Here is a 16,720-nt window from a genome sequence, read left to right as displayed (position 1 = left end):
ATCATGGAAGCGGAACGTCTCAACGCGATCGAAAGCTCCCTGCTCGACCTGCGCAATCGCGCGGGCGAGCTTCGGGGGTATCTTTGACTACGACGCCAAAGCTGCGCGTCTGACCGAAGTCAACAAGGAACTCGAAGACCCGAACGTCTGGAACGATTCGAAGAACGCCCAGGCACTCGGCCGCGAGAAGAAGCTGCTCGAAGGCGTCGTCACGACGCTCACCGCGCTCGATAGCGACCTGCGCGATGCGCTCGACCTGTTCGAGCTGGCCCGCGAGGAAGGCGACGAAGACACCCTTCTCGCATCCGAAGACGACGCCGCGAAACTCGAAGCGCGCGTCGGCGACATCGAATTCCGCCGGATGTTCTCGAACCCGGCCGATCCGAACAACTGCTTCATCGACATCCAGGCCGGCGCCGGCGGCACCGAGGCATGCGACTGGGCGTCGATGCTGCTGCGCCAGTACCTGCGCTACTGCGAGCGCAAGGGCTTCAAGGCGGAAGTGCTCGAAGAGTCCGACGGCGACGTCGCCGGCATCAAGAACGCGACGGTCAAGGTCACGGGCGAATACGCGTACGGCTTCCTGCGCACCGAAACGGGCATCCACCGCCTCGTGCGCAAGTCGCCGTTCGACTCGTCGGGCGGCCGCCACACGTCGTTCTCGTCGGTGTTCGTCTATCCGGAAATCGACGACTCGATCGAAGTCGAGATCAACCCGGCCGACCTGCGCATCGACACGTACCGCGCGTCGGGCGCGGGCGGCCAGCACATCAACAAGACCGACTCCGCGGTGCGGATCACGCACATGCCGACGGGCATCGTCGTGCAGTGCCAGAACGACCGCTCGCAGCACCGCAACCGCGCCGAAGCGATGGCGATGCTGAAGTCGCGCCTGTACGAAGTCGAAATGCGCAAGCGCCAGGCCGAGCAGGACAAGCTCGAATCGAGCAAGACCGATGTGGGCTGGGGCCACCAGATCCGCTCGTACGTGCTCGACCAGAGCCGCGTGAAGGACCTGCGCACGAACGTCGAAATGAGCAACACGCGGGCGGTGCTCGACGGCGACCTCGACGACTTCATCAGCGCGAGCCTCAAACAGGGCGTGTAAGCGCCGCGGCGCGGCCGGCCCGCGCCGCCCTTTCCGTTTGCGTTGCCGCACCCCACTCCGAATTCCGACCATCATGACCGAACCGACCCAAACGCAGCCCGCCGTCACGGCGGACGAAAACCAGATCATCGCCGAGCGCCGCGAGAAGCTGCGCGCGTTGCGCGAGCAAGGCGTCGCCTACCCGAACGATTTCCGCCCCGAGCACCACGCAGCCGACCTGCAGGCCAAATTCGCCGATTCGGACAAGGCCGCGCTCGAAGCGAACCCGGTCGAGGTGTCGGTGGCCGGCCGCATGATGCTCAAGCGCGTGATGGGCAAGGCGAGCTTCGCGACGGTGCAGGACGGCTCGGGCCAGATCCAGTTCTTCGTGACGCCGAACGACGTCGGCGCCGACACCTACGACGCGTTCAAGAAGTGGGACCTCGGCGACATCGTCGCCGCGCGCGGCGTGCTGTTCCGCACCAACAAGGGCGAGCTGTCGGTCCAGTGCAAGGAGCTGCGCCTGCTGTCGAAGGCGCTGCGCCCGCTGCCGGACAAGTTCCACGGCCTGTCCGACCAGGAAATGCGCTACCGCCAGCGCTACGTCGACCTGATCGTCACGCCGGAAACGCGCGACACGTTCCGCGCCCGCACGAAGACGATCGCGTCGATCCGCAAGTTCATGGACAACGCCGACTTCATGGAAGTCGAGACGCCGATGCTGCACCCGATCCCGGGTGGCGCGGCCGCGAAGCCGTTCGTCACGCATCACAATGCGCTCGACATGCAGATGTTCCTGCGCATCGCGCCGGAGCTGTACCTGAAGCGCCTGATCGTCGGCGGCTTCGAGCGCGTGTTCGAGATCAACCGCAATTTCCGGAATGAAGGCGTGTCGCCGCGTCACAATCCGGAATTCACGATGATGGAGTTCTACGCCGCGTACACCGACTACCGCTGGCTGATGGACTTCACCGAACAACTGATCCGCCAGGCGGCGATCGACGCGCTCGGCACCGCGACGATCCAGTATCAGGGCCGTGAGCTCGACCTCGCGAAGCCGTTCCATCGCCTGACGATCACGCAGGCGATCCAGAAGTACGCACCGGACTACACCGACGGCCAGCTGTCGGACGACGCGTTCCTGCGCACCGAACTGAAGCGCTTCGGCGTCGACGTGTCGCAGCCGGCGTTCCTGAACGCCGGCATCGGCGCGCTGCAGCTCGCACTGTTCGAGGAAACGGCCGAAGCGCAGCTGTGGGAGCCGACGTTCATCATCGACTACCCGGTCGAGGTGTCGCCGCTCGCACGCGCATCGGATACGGTGCCGGGCATCACCGAGCGTTTCGAGCTGTTCATGACCGGCCGCGAGATCGCGAACGGCTTCTCGGAGCTGAACGATCCGGAAGACCAGGCCGCGCGCTTCAAGAAGCAGGTCGAGCAGAAGGACGCGGGCGACGAGGAAGCGATGTTCTTCGACGCCGACTACATCCGCGCGCTCGAATACGGGATGCCCCCGACCGGCGGCTGCGGGATCGGCATCGACCGTCTCGTGATGCTGCTGACCGACAGCCCGACGATCCGCGACGTGCTGCTGTTCCCGCATCTGCGCCGCGAAGACTGACGGCCGCGACCGCGTGTGCGCCGCGCCCCGTGGCGCGCACGCGTCGGCTTTGTAACGACGCGTAAATCCCGCCAGCCGGCGTCTGCCGGCCTTCGATCCTCCCCTGTTTTATTCCCTTGTCGCGACGCCCTTCTCCGGGTTTTCCCGGTAGCAAGCGTTGATCCCGCGCTGCAATTCGTTACACCTTGATACGGCGCGCCGCTGGGCCGTGGACGACACTCCTGTTGCGTCACCACGCATGACCACGGGACCAGAACGAGGCGCCGGAACGCCGAGTCTGCTCGCTCCCGAGCGTGGGATCCTGCTCCGGCGCAGCGCGCCGATGCGGATCGACCTTGGAGAAAAAAATGGACAACCAGACTCAGACCACGCCGCAAAAGCAACGCCTCCACCCGCTGATCGCCACCGCAGCGGGCGCCGTCATCGTCGCCAGCCTCGCGGCGACGGCAGCGATCACGGGCGTCTTCCCGAAAGCCACCAGCAGCAATGAACAGAACGGCCAGACCCAGGCCGCGCTGATCGCGTCGCAGCCGGCCGTCGATACGGCCGCGGCCGCCAGTGCCGCGCTGGCCGCGCAAGCGCAGCGGCAGGCCGCGGAACAGGCCGCCGCGCAGCAGAAGGCCGCCGTCGCGCAGGCCGAGCCGAAGCCGGCGCCGCGCCCGGCCGCGCCGCACCGCCGCCACACGACCGCGCCGCAGCCGCCGCAATACGCGCAGCAGCCGTCGGCGCCGGCGCAAGCCTACTGCCAGAGCTGCGGTACGGTCGTCGCGATCACGCAAACGCGCACGCCGGGCCAGAGCTCGGGGATCGGCGCCGTGGGCGGCGCAGCGGCCGGTGGCCTGCTCGGCAACCAGTTCGGCAACGGCAACGGCCGCACCGCGATGACGATCATCGGCGCGCTGGGCGGCGGTCTCGCCGGCAACCAGGTCGAGAAACAGGTCCGCGCGGAAACCGACTATCAGGTGCAAGTGCAGATGGAAAGCGGCGCGACGCGCACGTTCACGTACCACAACCCGCCGCCGTTCGGCCAGGGCCAGCGCGTGCGGATCGAGAACGGCACGCTGGTCGGCGCTTGAAGCTGATCGTGTAGTCGCCGGCGTCCCGCTGCCCGCACGTCGTGCGCGGCGTCGCCCAAAACGAAAACGGCTCGCGAGCAAACGCTCACGAGCCGTTTTTCATTGACGCGGCGTGCACCGTTGCAGCGCACGCCGTGGCCGTTCGGGTCGGGGGCGATCAGTCCTCGTCGTCGAAATCCGATTCGTCGATCCAGTGTGCCTGGATCGCCTCGAGGATCTTCTCGCCGGAATGCGTTGGATCGTCGTCGAAGCCGTCGAGCTCGAGCACCCACTGGCGCAGGTCGACGAAGTTGATCCGCTGCGGGTCGATGTCCGGGTGCTTGTCCGCCAGCGCAATGGCTATTTCACGCGAATCGGTCCATTTCATCGCCTGCCTCCGGTTCCTGTCAGTGATTTTCCTTCGCGTGGTTGATCGAGTACTTCGGGATCTCGACCACCAGGTCCGAATCTTCCTTCACGATCGCCTGGCACGACAGGCGCGACGTCGGCTCGAGGCCCCACGCCTTGTCCAGCAGATCGTCCTCGTCCTCCTCGGACGGCGTCAGATCGTTGAAGCCTTCGCGGATCACCACGTGGCACGTCGTGCATGCGCACGACTTCTCGCATGCATGTTCGATCTCGATGCCGTGATCGAGCAGGTTGTCGCAGATACTCTTGCCGGGCGTCGCGTCGATCACCGCGCCGTCCGGGCACAGTTCGACGTGAGGCAGCACCACCAGTTGAGGCATGTTCGTTCCGTCAGTCAGGGTGCGGCGCCGCGCGCCGCACGTTCATCATCGCGCGGGCCGTTGCCGGCCGATGCGCGGTTCGTGGGTTCAGATCTCGTCGAGCCGGCGGCCCGACAGCGCGCGCTTGATGCTCTTGTCCATCCGGCGTGCCGCGAATTCGTCGGTCCCGTCGGCCAGCGCCTTGGTCGCCGCTTCGATCGCATTCGTATCGTCGCCCTGCGCGACCGCGCGCAACGCCGCGGCCAGCGCATCGACCTGCGCGCGCTCGTCGGCCTCGAGCAGTTCGCCGTCGGCCGCCAGCGCGGCCTGCGTCGCCTCGAGCATCCGTTCGGCCTCGACCTGCGCTTCGCGCAGCGCGCGAGCCCGCATGTCGATTTCGGCGGTCTTGAAGCTGTCTTCCAGCATCTTCGCGATGTCGTCGTCGGCGAGGCCGTACGACGGCTTCACGACGACCGATGCCTCGACGCCCGACAACTGCTCGCGTGCGAACACCGACAGCAGGCCGTCCGCGTCGACTTGATACGTCACGCGAATACGCGCGGCGCCCGCCGTCATCGGCGGAATGCCGCGCAGCTCGAAGCGCGCGAGCGACCGGCAGTCGGCGACGAGCTCGCGCTCGCCCTGCACGACGTGGATCGCCATCGCGGTCTGGCCGTCCTTGAAGGTCGTGAATTCCTGCGCACGCGCGATCGGAATCGTCGAATTGCGCGGAATGATCTTCTCGACGAGGCCGCCCATCGTCTCGACACCGAGCGACAGCGGAATCACGTCGAGCAGCAGCCAGTCGTCGCCGGTGCCGCGATTGCCCGCTAGCAGATCGGCCTGGATCGCCGCGCCGAGCGCGACGACCTGATCCGGATCGAGGTTCACGAGCGGCGGCTGGCCGAAATACTTCGCGACCGCGGCGCGGATCACCGGCATGCGCGTCGCGCCGCCGACGAGCACGACGCCCTTGATATCGGCCGGCGTGACCTGCGCATCGCGCAGCGCCTTGCGGGTCGGCGTGAGCGTGCGCTGCACGAGCGGCTCGACGAGCGACGCGAAGGTATCGTGCGAAATCGTCTGCACGAGGTGCGCGCCGCTCGACAGCGTCACGTCGAGCGCCGCTTCGGGCGCCGACGACAGCGCTTCCTTCAGCACGCGCACCCGATCGAGCAGCAGGCGCACGTCTTCGGGCGCGAGCGTCTTCGCGTCGATCCCGGCCTGCGCGAGCACGTGGCCGAACAGCGCGTGGTCGAAATCGTCGCCGCCGAGCGCGGAATCGCCGCCCGCGGCCAGCACCTCGAACACGCCCTTGGTCAGCTTCAGGATCGACAGGTCGAACGTGCCGCCGCCGAGGTCGTACACCGCGTAAAGGCCTTCGGCCGCGTTGTCGAGACCGTAGGCAATCGCCGCGGCGGTCGGTTCGTTCAGCAGGCGCAGCACGTTGAGGCCCGCGAGACGCGCGGCATCCTTGGTCGCCTGGCGCTGCGCATCGTCGAAGTAAGCCGGCACCGTGATCACCGCGCCGACCAGCTCGTCGCCGAGCGAATCTTCCGCGCGATAACGCAGCGTCGCGAGAATCTCGGCCGACACTTCGACCGGGCTCTTCACGCCGTCGATCGTACGGATCTGCACCATGCCTGGCGCATCGACGAATTCGTACGGCGCGTTCGCCGCGCCTTCGACCTCGGCCTTGCCGCGGCCCATGAAGCGCTTGACCGACACGATCGTGTTGCGTGGATCGGTCGCGGCCTGCTCCTTCGCTTCGTGGCCGATGCGGCGGCCGCCCTTCTCGAGGTAACGGACGACCGACGGCAGCAGCACGCGGCCCGCTTCGTCCGGCAATACCTCAGGCACGCTGTTGCGCACGGCGGCGACCAGCGAGTTCGTCGTGCCGAGATCGATCCCGACGGCGAGTCGCCGCTGGTGCGGCGCCGGCGCCATGCCCGGTTCGGAAATTTGCAGTAAAGCCATCTTGGTTCGTTCGGGCGCTCGGCCCGTTTGCTGCGCGTGCCGCAAGGCACGCGGTTAAGTTTCGAGGCGCTCGATCTGCGCGCCCACTTCGGACGCGACCCGTTCGATGAACATCAGCTGACGCACGGCTTCCGCGGCGGCCTGGTCGGCACCGCTGTCGAGCAGCGTGCCGAGGCGTTCGACGCGCACGCGCTTCTCGTCGCGCAGCTCGGCGAGCAGCGCATCGAGCGCGTCGACGTTGCGGGCGGCCGCGGCATCCTCGATGCCCTCGCGCCACTCCATCTGCTGCATCAGGAACGCAGGCTCCATCGCCGTGTTGTTTTCCGCGCCGATGTCGACACCGCGCAGCGACAACAGATAGGACGCGCGCTTCAACGGATCGCGCAGCGTGCGGTACGCCTCGTTCGCGCGAGTGGCCCATTGCATCGCGATACGCTTTTGCGCGTCGCCGGCCGCCGCGAAGCGGTCGGGATGCACCTGCGTCTGCACCGTCCGGTAGGCGGCGTCGAGCGCCGTCTCGTCGAGCGCGAATTGCGCCGGCAGGTGAAACAGGTCGAAATGGCTGTCTTTCAGCGAAACCATCGTCGCGTTCAATTCCGGTTCGTCGTGCGGCAAACGCCGCACATTAAAAAGGCGGCCCGTGCCGCCTCTTGCCCGCATCGCGCGGAGGGAGCCGCGTCACACGCGGAACGATTCCCCGCACCCGCACTCGTCCTTCACGTTCGGGTTGTTGAACTTGAACCCTTCGTTCAGGCCTTCGCGGGCGAAGTCGAGCTCGGTGCCGTCGATATACGCGAGGCTCTTCGGATCGACGACGACCTTCACGCCATGGCTCTCGAACACCTGATCCTCGGGAGCCAGATCGTCGACATACTCGAGCTTGTACGCGAGCCCCGAGCACCCGGTCGTACGAACGCCAAGCCGCAGGCCCACACCCTTGCCGCGACGGACGAGGTATTTCTGAACGTGCTGTGCTGCTTTTTCGGTCAGTGTAATTGCCATGATGTCCTTGCCGCGGCGCCCCACCTGGAGGCCCCGCGTTTCCTTCCCTAGCCGCTCGATGCCGCTCAGGCTGCTGCCTGATCGCTTTCCTTGGTGTCGTGGCGCTTCTTGTAGTCGGCCACGGCTGCCTTGATCGCGTCTTCCGCGAGGATCGAACAGTGAATCTTCACGGGCGGCAGCGCGAGTTCTTCGGCGATCTGCGTGTTCTTGATCGACAGTGCCTCGTCGAGCGTCTTGCCCTTCACCCATTCGGTGACGAGCGAGCTCGATGCGATCGCCGAACCGCAACCGTAGGTCTTGAACTTCGCGTCTTCGATCACGCCGTCCGCGCCGACGCGGATCTGCAGCTTCATCACGTCGCCGCATGCCGGCGCGCCGACCATGCCCGTGCCGACCGTGTCGTCGTCCTTCGCGAACGAACCGACGTTGCGCGGGTTTTCGTAGTGATCCAGAACCTTGTTGCTGTAAGACATGACTCAGACTCCTTGACTCGTTACGTCTGCGTGCGTCAATCCGCCCGCGGTTGCATTCAATGCGGTATCAGTGTGCGGCCCATTCGATCGTCGACAGATCGATGCCTTCCTGGTGCATTTCCCAGAGCGGCGACAGTTCGCGCAGCTTCGCGATCTTGCTGTTCAGCAGGTTGATCACGAAGTCGACTTCCTGCTCCGTCGTGAAGCGGCCGACCGTGAAGCGGATCGAGCTGTGCGCGAGTTCGTCGTTGCGGCCGAGCGCACGCAGCACGTACGACGGCTCCAGCGACGCCGACGTGCACGCGGAGCCCGACGACACCGCGACGTCCTTGATCGCCATGATCAGCGACTCGCCTTCGACGAAGTTGAAGCTGATGTTCAGGTTGTGCGGGACACGGTGATCCATGTCGCCGTTCACGTAGGTTTCCTCGATCTGCGACAGGCCGCGCAGCAGCTTGTCGCGCAGCATGCGGATGCGCTCGTTCTCGGTCGCCATTTCCTCGCGCGCGATACGGAACGCTTCACCCATGCCGACGATCTGGTGCGTCGGCAGCGTGCCCGAACGCATGCCGCGCTCGTGACCGCCGCCGTGCATCTGCGCTTCGATGCGCACGCGCGGCTTGCGGCGCACGTACAGCGCGCCGATGCCCTTCGGGCCGTAGGTCTTATGTGCCGAGAACGACATCAGGTCGACCTTCAGCTTCGCGAGATCGATCGCGACCTTGCCGGTCGACTGCGCGGCATCGACGTGGAACACGATGCCCTTCTCACGGCAGATTTCGCCGATCGTCTCGATGTCCTGGATCACGCCGATCTCGTTGTTCACGTGCATCACCGACACGAGGATCGTGTCCGGGCGCAGCGCGGCCTTGAATACGTCGAGGTCGATCAGGCCGTCATCCTTCACGTCGAGATAGGTGACTTCGAAACCGTCGCGCTCGAGCTCGCGGCACGTGTCGAGCACGGCCTTGTGCTCGGTCTTCACCGTGATGATGTGCTTGCCCTTGCCCTTGTAGAAGTTCGCGGCGCCCTTGATCGCGAGGTTGTCCGACTCCGTGGCGCCGGACGTCCAGATGATCTCGCGCGGGTCGGCGTTCACGAGTGCCGCCACCTGTTCGCGCGCTTCCTCGACTGCACGCTCCGCGTCCCAGCCGTAGGCGTGGCTGCGCGACGCCGGGTTGCCGAACTGCTCGCGCAGGTACGGCACCATCTTGTCGACCACGCGCGGATCGACGGGCGTCGTCGCGCTGTAATCCATATAGATGGGCAGGTGGAGAGTCTCTTGGGTCATCTGTCGCTCCGGGTATTCTGTGCAGGGACTATGTGCGTTATGGGGGTTGGCGGGCGCTTTCGCGCTCACGAACTCGCGATGTTGAACACCGAATTGGGGCCGAGCGGCATCGTGCGCACGGGCTCGGCCGGTGCGGCGACGGGCTCCGGCGCGCGACGGTCGCGCAGCACCGCGGGGGCGCCCTCGCGTGCGCGCTGCTGATCGACGAGATCTTGCAGCGACACCGAATCGAGGTATTCGACCATCTTCTGATTCAGCGTCGACCACAGCTCGTGCGTCATGCAATGACCGTCGGGCTGCTTCGAGCCGTCGCACGTGCCTTTGCCGCCGCACTGCGTGGCGTCGAGCGGTTCATCGACCGCGATGATGATGTCGGCAACGGTGACGTCCTGCGCGCGACGCGCGAGGTTGTAGCCGCCGCCCGGGCCGCGCACGGATTCGACGATTTCATGCCTGCGCAGCTTGCCGAACAGCTGTTCGAGATACGAGAGCGAAATCCGCTGGCGCTGGCTGATGCCTGCAAGCGTCACCGGGCCCTGCTCCTGGCGCAGTGCCAAGTCAATCATCGCCGTGACGGCGAAACGGCCTTTGGTGGTGAGTCTCATGGTGTCTAGGGGACTGCAATCTTGACGATTTTGGTCAAGTATAAATATTTGACGTTTTTAGTCAAGTATCCATGTCTTTGAAAGGGTATTCGCAGACCGCTGAATAGCGTGCGGTCAGCGCGCCGTACGCGCGCGGAGCGTCTCCAGCAGGCCCGCGCACGCGCGCTCGACCTGGTCGAGCACCTGTTCGAAGCCCTGCGCGCCGCCGAAATACGGATCGGCCACTTCGGTTTCGGTCGCGCCCGGCGCGAATTCCATCAGCAGGCGCACTTTCTCGCGATGCTGCGGCGGGCAACGGCGGCGCAGTTCGGCGAGATTCGCCTCGTCCATCGCGAGCAGCAGGTCGAATTGCTCGAAATCCGCCGCGCTCACCTGCCGCGCGCGCAGCGCCGACAGATCGTAGCCGCGGCTGCGGGCGGCCGCCTGCGCCCGCGTATCGGGCGGCTCGCCCACGTGCCAGTCGCCGGTGCCGGCCGAATCGATCGCGATCCGGTCGGCCAGCGCGGCCGCGTCGACCTGGTGGCGCATCACGCCTTCCGCGGTGGGCGAACGGCAGATGTTGCCGAGACAGACGAAACAGATCGCAACGCGGGTCATCGCACTATCGAAAAGCCGCGGCGGACCGCGTAGGAGAAGAACACGCCATTATACAAAGGCGACCGGAATCGCGCCGCCGCGCAAAGCGACGGCGCCATGGCTTACAGCGCCTTCGGCGCAGCGAGCACCATGTCGCCGGATGCCGCCGGCAGCGGCTGCGCCGCGTCGCCGACCAGCCCGAACGACACCGCGCGCGCCAGTTCAGCGGACGCCTGGTGAACCGCGAGCGGGCCGCGCGACGGCGCACCGGCCATCGCATGCAGATAGGCAACCGCTGCCAGCGGGACCACGATTGCCAGCGGCCAGTACATCGATATTGTCTTTTTCATGATGCGGACCTCCTTGACCTCGTACCCCGAAACCCAATTCCGGGGACTACAGACGAGATTCTATAGATCGCATCTATCGAGATAAATATACAAATAGCGAACGCACTGTTGCTGCCCGCTGAACAGTGTCAGCCGAGATGACTTTGCGACGCCGCATACAGCTCGCGGAAGGTGCGCCCGGTCGGCGTCGGCATGTCGCGCGTATCCATCCAGCCGCCCATCATCGGCAAGCGCCGCAGCGTGCCGCCGTTGCCGCCCAGCCGCTCGAGGATGCGCACCGCGAGCTTGGTCGTCAGCGCATACAGCAACGGCCGCCGGGCGAAGAAGCCCCACGCGGCGAGCGCCGCGCGCTCGCGCCATGGCCGCAGGTGGCGCTCGACCTGCTTCTCGCGCAGCGTGCGCAACAGGTGCGACAACGGAATCCCGGCCGGACAGACGCTGTCGCATTCGCCGCACAGCGTCGCCGCCTGCGGCAGGTCGAGCGCACGGTCGAGCCCGACGTAGCTCGGCGTCAGCACCGAGCCCATCGGCCCCGGATAGACCCAGCCGTACGCGTGGCCGCCGACCTTCTGATACACCGGGCAATGGTTCATGCAGGCGCCGCAGCGGATGCAGCGCAGCATCTCCTGGAATTCGCCGCCGATCAGGCCGGTGCGGCCGCCGTCGACGAGCACCACGTAGTTGTGCTCGGGGCCGTCTTCGTCGCCCGGCCCGCGCGGCCCGGTCAGCAGCGAGAAATAATTCGACGTCTTCTGCCCGGTCGCGGAACGCGGCAGCAGGCGCATCGCGGTCGCGAGATCCTCGAGGGTCGGCAGCACCTTCTCGATGCCGGTCACCGCGACATGCACGCGCGGCATCACCGTACACATCCCCTCGTTCCCTTCGTTCGTCACGATCGCGACCGAGCCCGTCTCGGCAATCACGAAGTTGCCGCCCGTCACACCCATGTCGGCCGACATGAAATGCGGGCGCAGCACCTCGCGCGCCTCGCGCGTCATGTCCGGAATCTCGGTGAGCCGCTCGCGCTGGTGCGTGCGCGCGAACAGGTCGGCGATCTCGTCCTTGTCCTTGTGCACGACGGGCGCGATGATGTGGCTCGGCGGCTCGTTGTCGTTGATCTGCAGGATGTATTCGCCGAGGTCCGTCTCGATCGATTGCACGCCCATCTCCGCGAGCACCGCGTTCAGGCGCATTTCCTCGGACACCATCGACTTGGTCTTGATGACCTTCTTCACGTTGTGCCGGCGTGCGATGTCGGCCACGAGCCGCGCGGCGTCCGCGGTCGTTTCCGCGAACAGCACCGTCGTGCCGCGCCGCGTCGCCTCGCGCTCGAATGCCTCGAGCCACACGTCGAGATGCTCCAGCGCGCGGTTGCGGCGCGCCTTGAGCGCGGCGCGCGTGGCCGGGAAGTCGATCAGCGTCATCGCGTCGGCGCGCGCGGACACGAACTTCGTCGACAGCTTCTTCAGGTTCTGCTGCAGGCGCTGGTCGGCCAGTTTCTGGCCAGCGCGCGCCTTGAAATGCATCGATTGGACTTGCATCGCGGTATCGGGGGAGGAAAGTGAGCGGAACCGGGCGTCAGACGTCGCCCGCCAGCACCTGCGCGACGTGCAGCACGCGCGTGTCGCGGTCGCCGGTGCGGCGCAACCGCCCTTCGATGTTCAGCATGCAGCCGAGATCGCCGAGCACGACGGTGCCCGCGCCCGACGCGCGCACGTTCGCGCATTTCTCGTCCGCGATGGCGGCCGAGATGTCGCCGTACTTGACCGCGAACGTGCCACCGAAGCCGCAACAGTGCTCGCAATCCTTCATCTCGGTCACCGCGACGCCGCGCTGCGCGAGCAGCACACGCGGCTGCGCCTTCACGCCGAGTTCGCGCAGGCCCGAGCACGAATCGTGATAGGTGACCGGGCCGGTGAATTCGCCCGGCGCGAGCGACACCTTCGCGACGTTCGCGAGAAAATCGGTCAGTTCGTGGACTTTCTGCTGGAACCGCGTGTAGCGCCCCATCAGTTCGGGATCGTCGCGGAACAAGTCGCCGTAGTGCGCGCGGATCATCCCGCCGCACGAACCCGACGGCGCGACGACGTAATCGAACTGCTCGAACTCGCGCAGCGTCTTTTCCGCGAGATCGCGCGCGAGCGCGCGATCGCCCGAGTTGTAGGCCGGCTGGCCGCAGCAGGTCTGCGCGGGCGGCACGATCACTTCGTAGCCGGCGTCGCGAATCAGCTTGAGCGCCGAAAAGCCGATTTCGGGGCGCATCAGGTCGACCAGGCAGGTCACGAACAAACCGACTCGCATACGTGCTCCTTCGAGAAAACGGCTCTCATTATCCGACGTTTGGCTGGCAAGACCAACGCCGGCCCGTGCGCAAGCCCGCGGTGCGCGAAACGAGGACTTCCTCGAACGGCGTTCGCTTTTTTCACGATACGAGATACAATCGTTCCAACACCGCTTGACGCGTCAACCGATTCCTCCCCCGACATGAGCCAACCCACCCCGGATTCAAAAACGTCGATCCAGGTGATCGAACGCATGATGCGGTTGCTGGACGCGCTCGCCGCGCACAGCGACCCTGTCAGCCTGAAGGAACTTGCGCAGCGCACGGAGCTGCACCCGTCGACCGCGCACCGCATCCTCAACGACATGGTGACCTGCCGCCTCGTCGACCGCTCCGATCCCGGCACCTACCGCCTCGGCATGCGGCTGCTCGAGCTCGGCAACCTCGTGAAGGCACGCCTGTCGGTGCGCGACGCAGCGCTGATGCCGATGCGCGAGCTGCACCGTCTCACCGGGCAGACCGTGAACCTGTCGGTGCGCCAGGGCGACGAGATCGTCTATATCGAGCGCGCGTACTCCGAGCGCTCGGGAATGCAGGTCGTCCGCGCGATCGGCGGCCGCGCGCCGCTGCACCTCACGTCGGTCGGCAAGCTGTTTCTCGCGGCCGACGAAACGTCGCGCGTGCGGGCCTATGCGACCCGCACGGGGCTGTCCGGCCATACGCAGAACAGCATCACCGACATCGCGAAGCTCGAGCGCGAGCTGACGATCGTCCGCCAGCAATCGTGCGCGCGCGACAACGAGGAGCTCGAACTCGGCGTGCGCTGCATCGCGGCCGGCATCTACGACGATTCGGGCAAGCTCGTCGCGGGCCTGTCGCTGTCGGCACCCGCCGATCGCCTGCAGGACGCGTGGCTCGGCCAGTTGAGCCGGACAGCGCTCACCATCTCGGAATCGCTCGGCTACCGGCCGGCGCCCGAGAAGGACGTGGACGGGCTGCAGCGGCAGGCGTGAGCCGCGCCGTCGGCCCCGCTTCCGGCTCCGACTCCGGTTTCACCGGATAAAAAAAGCCCCGCGATTGCGGGGCTTTTTCGTTGCGGCCATCGACACGGCGGCGAACCGCCGCACACGATCAGGTGCCGCCGGCCGGCGTGTTGGCCGCCGTCAGACGCTCGCCGCCGCCGGCATCGAGCCAGTTGCGCAGCCGCGAGGCGTCGGCGAAGCGCGAGTACTTGCCGAACGAATCGAGCAGCACCATCACCATCGGCCGGCCGTGGATCGTCGCCTGCATCACGAGGCATTCGCCCGCTTCGTTGATGAAGCCCGTCTTCTGCAGGCCGATGTCCCACGAACCGTTGCCGCGGATCAGCGCGTTGGTGCTGTTGTAGACCAGGTTGCGCTTGCCCGTGTACACCTCGTAGGTGCGATCGGTCGAGAACTGGCGGATCATCGGGTACTGGTACGCCGCATTGACCATCTTCACGAGGTCGCGCGCGCTCGACACGTTCGAGCTCGACAGGCCGGTCGAATTCTCGAAGTGCGTATCGGTCATGCCGAGCGCCTTCGCCTTCGCGTTCATCGCCGCGATGAACGCCGGACGGCCGCCCGGGTAGTAACGCGACAGCGCGGCCGCCGCACGGTTTTCCGATGCCATCAGCGCGATGTGCAGCATGTCCTCGCGCGACAGCACCGAGCCGACCGACAGGCGCGAGCCCGTGCCCTTCTCGTAGTCGCGGTCTTCGTCGGTGACTTCGAGCTGGTCGGTCATCGGCGACTTCGCGTCGAGCACGACCATGGCCGTCATCAGCTTCGAGATCGACGCGATCGGCACGACCGCGTGCGAATTCTTGTCGAACAGCGGCTCGCCGGAATTCTGGTCGACGACGTACGCGACGCTGGAGCGCAGCGCGAGCGCGTCGGGCGTGTCGTGCAGGCCGAACGCCTGGCCGACCGTCGGACGGCGCGGCTGGAACGCGACCTTGCGCACCGCGCCGCGATGGCCGCCATGCACGCTGTTCGCCGCGAGCGTCATGCGCTTGCGCGACGCTTTCGCGCGCGGCGCATCGGCCGCGGCGACCTTGGCGGATTTATCGGTGGTCGCCTTGGCCGACTTCTTCTTCGCTGACGAAGCAGGAGCGACGGCCTTTTTCTTGGCGGCTTGGGTCTTCGCAGTGGCGGCGAAGGCGTCGGCGGGCGTGACGGACGCGGTGGTCGCCAGCAACGCGACTGCGACCGACACAGCGGTGCCGAGCGTCATGCTCTGCAACAATCTGCGCGGTGAAAACGATTCGGCTTTCATTGGGGTCTGGACAAAGCGGGCGGGAGGTTTCCGCAAGTGTAGTTAAAGCTGAAAAAAAGAGCAATATTAGGCACTTACCGATCGTCTTTAAACCGGAATGTAAGAGTCGGCCAACCTCCGGCCAATCGACCCTTCCGATCCCATCGAAAAAATCCATGGGATGCACTGCCCGACAGCGCCCGTCTCCCGATTACCGCACGGTTAATTGAGATAACGTCACTTCGGAGGCGATTTAAAGCGGGGAAAGTACGTATCCGGTGCTCGGCGTGCCACAGGCGCCGGTCTCGACCGTGGCGGCGGCACGTCGCCACGGCACGCGCATCGAAACAGCGCGTTTTTCGACAAGAACAGAAGGATAACGTTCCATGGGCCTGTCAGGTTTACCTGTGCATGATCATGGTGCGGCGCGCTTGCCCCGCCACCGTGCGCACCATGTGGGAACAAGCCTGAAACCGATTCCGAACGACCGCGATAACTCGTTGTTTTATCGATAATTTGTCGCGATTGTGCAACGCACAAAAAGTGCTTGACATCCGTGCTCTCTGCCCTAAAATAGGCCTCATTGCTGCGTTGCACAAAGCACGCGGCGCCGAAGTTCCCCAGCGTAGTGCCCTTTATTCTGCGATCGACGCGATCGCTTTTCAGGAGCCTGACATGTCCTTGCTGACCCCCGAGCAAATCGCCGCCGCCCAGAAAGCCAACCTCGAAAGCCTGTTCGGTCTGACGACCAAGGCATTCGAAGGCGTCGAAAAGCTGATCGAACTCAACCTGCAGGTCGTGAAGTCGACGCTGACCGAGAGCCAGGAAAACGCGCAGCGCCTGCTGTCGGTGAAGGACGCGCAGGAACTGATCGCGTTGCAAGCGAGCCTGTCGCAGCCGGTCGCGGAAAAGGTGCTGTCGTACGGTCGTCACCTGTACGAAATCGCATCGTCGACGCAAGCCGAGTTCGCGAAGGTCGCCGAAGCGCAATTCGAAGAGCAGAACAAGAAGGTCCAGGCACTCGTCGACAACGTCGCGAAGAATGCCCCGGCCGGTTCGGAAACGGCCGTCGCCGCACTGAAGTCGGCGCTGAACGCTGCGAACACCACGTACGAAACGGTTCAGAAGGCCACGAAGCAAGCAGTGGAAATCGCTGAAACGAACTTCAACGCCGCTGCTGCCGTCGCAACGAAGGCTGCCACCGCCGCTGCCGCACGTCGTTCGAGCAAGCCGGCCGCGTAAGCGTCCCCTGCTCCTGAAAGAGCCGCGCCCAGCGCGGCTTTTTCGTTTCTGGCGCCGGAATGCGCGCGAGCGGCAACTGCCCGCCACATTCGAGCCTGTCACGCGCCACGCAAAAGAAAACGCCGCCGCCCGGATTACCCGGGCGGCGGCGTTTT

18 protein-coding genes are annotated in these 16,720 nt (G+C 65.7%); 5 read left to right on the top strand and 13 right to left on the bottom strand.

Going from position 1 to position 16,720, the window contains the following annotated elements; all coding sequences use genetic code 11:
- Positions 1-3: 3 nt before the first annotated feature.
- The 3 genes from prfB (at position 4) to BLS50_RS14275 (ending at position 3,784) form a co-directional block, all read left to right on the top strand.
- Positions 4-1,108 (top strand): peptide chain release factor 2 gene (prfB, locus tag BLS50_RS14285; RefSeq protein WP_102961735.1). Its coding sequence is split into 2 segments (ribosomal slippage): positions 4-84 and positions 86-1,108, totalling 1,104 coding nucleotides; the frame shifts between segments, so codons are not numbered across the junction.
- Between the two features lie 73 nt (positions 1,109-1,181).
- The gene (gene lysS, locus BLS50_RS14280) at positions 1,182-2,708 is read left to right on the top strand and encodes a lysine--tRNA ligase (RefSeq protein ID WP_006478395.1); all 1,527 of its coding nucleotides are present in this window, start codon (positions 1,182-1,184) and stop codon (positions 2,706-2,708) included.
- 347 nt (positions 2,709-3,055) lie between these two features.
- Complete coding sequence (locus BLS50_RS14275) at positions 3,056-3,784, top strand: glycine zipper 2TM domain-containing protein (RefSeq protein ID WP_027813471.1); 729 nt, start codon at positions 3,056-3,058, stop codon at positions 3,782-3,784.
- Between the two features lie 157 nt (positions 3,785-3,941).
- Here BLS50_RS14275 and iscX read toward each other — a convergent pair whose 3' ends face one another.
- From iscX to BLS50_RS14215, 12 genes are all read right to left on the bottom strand, one after another.
- Entirely contained in the window at positions 3,942-4,151 is a 210-nt protein-coding gene (gene iscX, locus BLS50_RS14270; protein ID WP_006478393.1) for a Fe-S cluster assembly protein IscX, read from the bottom strand.
- A gap of 19 nt (positions 4,152-4,170) precedes the next feature.
- Complete coding sequence (gene fdx, locus BLS50_RS14265) at positions 4,171-4,512, bottom strand: ISC system 2Fe-2S type ferredoxin (protein ID WP_006478392.1); 342 nt, start codon at positions 4,510-4,512, stop codon at positions 4,171-4,173.
- 87 nt (positions 4,513-4,599) lie between these two features.
- Positions 4,600-6,468, bottom strand: a complete 1,869-nt coding sequence (hscA, locus tag BLS50_RS14260; protein ID WP_074802480.1) for a Fe-S protein assembly chaperone HscA — start codon at positions 6,466-6,468, stop codon at positions 4,600-4,602.
- A gap of 54 nt (positions 6,469-6,522) precedes the next feature.
- Positions 6,523-7,050, bottom strand: coding sequence for a Fe-S protein assembly co-chaperone HscB (gene hscB / locus BLS50_RS14255; RefSeq protein WP_006491598.1), 528 nt, complete (start codon positions 7,048-7,050; stop codon positions 6,523-6,525).
- A 96-nt stretch (positions 7,051-7,146) separates the two neighbouring features.
- Positions 7,147-7,470, bottom strand: a complete 324-nt coding sequence (gene iscA, locus BLS50_RS14250) for an iron-sulfur cluster assembly protein IscA (RefSeq protein WP_011549461.1) — start codon at positions 7,468-7,470, stop codon at positions 7,147-7,149.
- A 65-nt stretch (positions 7,471-7,535) separates the two neighbouring features.
- Positions 7,536-7,943 (bottom strand): Fe-S cluster assembly scaffold IscU, encoded by a 408-nt coding sequence (gene iscU, locus BLS50_RS14245; RefSeq protein ID WP_006478389.1) that lies wholly within the window; start codon positions 7,941-7,943, stop codon positions 7,536-7,538.
- A gap of 67 nt (positions 7,944-8,010) precedes the next feature.
- The gene (locus BLS50_RS14240; protein WP_011549460.1) at positions 8,011-9,234 is read right to left on the bottom strand and encodes an IscS subfamily cysteine desulfurase; all 1,224 of its coding nucleotides are present in this window, start codon (positions 9,232-9,234) and stop codon (positions 8,011-8,013) included.
- 65 nt (positions 9,235-9,299) lie between these two features.
- The gene (iscR, locus tag BLS50_RS14235) at positions 9,300-9,839 is read right to left on the bottom strand and encodes a Fe-S cluster assembly transcriptional regulator IscR (protein ID WP_006401955.1); all 540 of its coding nucleotides are present in this window, start codon (positions 9,837-9,839) and stop codon (positions 9,300-9,302) included.
- 114 nt (positions 9,840-9,953) lie between these two features.
- A complete protein-coding gene (locus tag BLS50_RS14230) occupies positions 9,954-10,436 on the bottom strand; it encodes a low molecular weight protein-tyrosine-phosphatase (protein WP_074802479.1) in 483 nt (160 codons plus the stop codon).
- Between the two features lie 101 nt (positions 10,437-10,537).
- Positions 10,538-10,765 carry a hypothetical protein gene (locus tag BLS50_RS14225; RefSeq protein WP_006478387.1) on the bottom strand — a complete coding sequence of 76 codons (228 nt, stop codon included), beginning with the start codon at positions 10,763-10,765 and terminating at the stop codon, positions 10,538-10,540.
- A gap of 128 nt (positions 10,766-10,893) precedes the next feature.
- Positions 10,894-12,306, bottom strand: coding sequence for a lactate utilization protein B (locus BLS50_RS14220; protein ID WP_074802478.1), 1,413 nt, complete (start codon positions 12,304-12,306; stop codon positions 10,894-10,896).
- Positions 12,307-12,343: 37 nt separating this feature from the next.
- A complete protein-coding gene (locus BLS50_RS14215) occupies positions 12,344-13,066 on the bottom strand; it encodes a (Fe-S)-binding protein (protein WP_074802477.1) in 723 nt (240 codons plus the stop codon).
- Positions 13,067-13,249: 183 nt separating this feature from the next.
- Between BLS50_RS14215 and BLS50_RS14205 the strand changes: the two genes are divergently transcribed.
- Entirely contained in the window at positions 13,250-14,059 is an 810-nt protein-coding gene (locus BLS50_RS14205; protein WP_006478384.1) for an IclR family transcriptional regulator, read from the top strand.
- Between the two features lie 118 nt (positions 14,060-14,177).
- On the opposite strand, the gene pbpG is transcribed toward BLS50_RS14205, so the two are convergent.
- Positions 14,178-15,344 (bottom strand): D-alanyl-D-alanine endopeptidase, encoded by a 1,167-nt coding sequence (gene pbpG, locus BLS50_RS14200; protein WP_027805345.1) that lies wholly within the window; start codon positions 15,342-15,344, stop codon positions 14,178-14,180.
- 654 nt (positions 15,345-15,998) lie between these two features.
- On the opposite strand from pbpG, the gene BLS50_RS14195 reads away from it, so the two are divergent.
- Positions 15,999-16,565 (top strand): phasin family protein, encoded by a 567-nt coding sequence (locus BLS50_RS14195; RefSeq protein WP_006478382.1) that lies wholly within the window; start codon positions 15,999-16,001, stop codon positions 16,563-16,565.
- Positions 16,566-16,720: the final 155 nt, after the last annotated feature.

It is taken from the genome of Burkholderia orbicola (assembly GCF_900100915.1).
Classification (GTDB): Bacteria; Pseudomonadota; Gammaproteobacteria; order Burkholderiales; family Burkholderiaceae; genus Burkholderia; species Burkholderia orbicola.
This window is presented reverse-complemented; position numbering and strand designations above follow the sequence as displayed.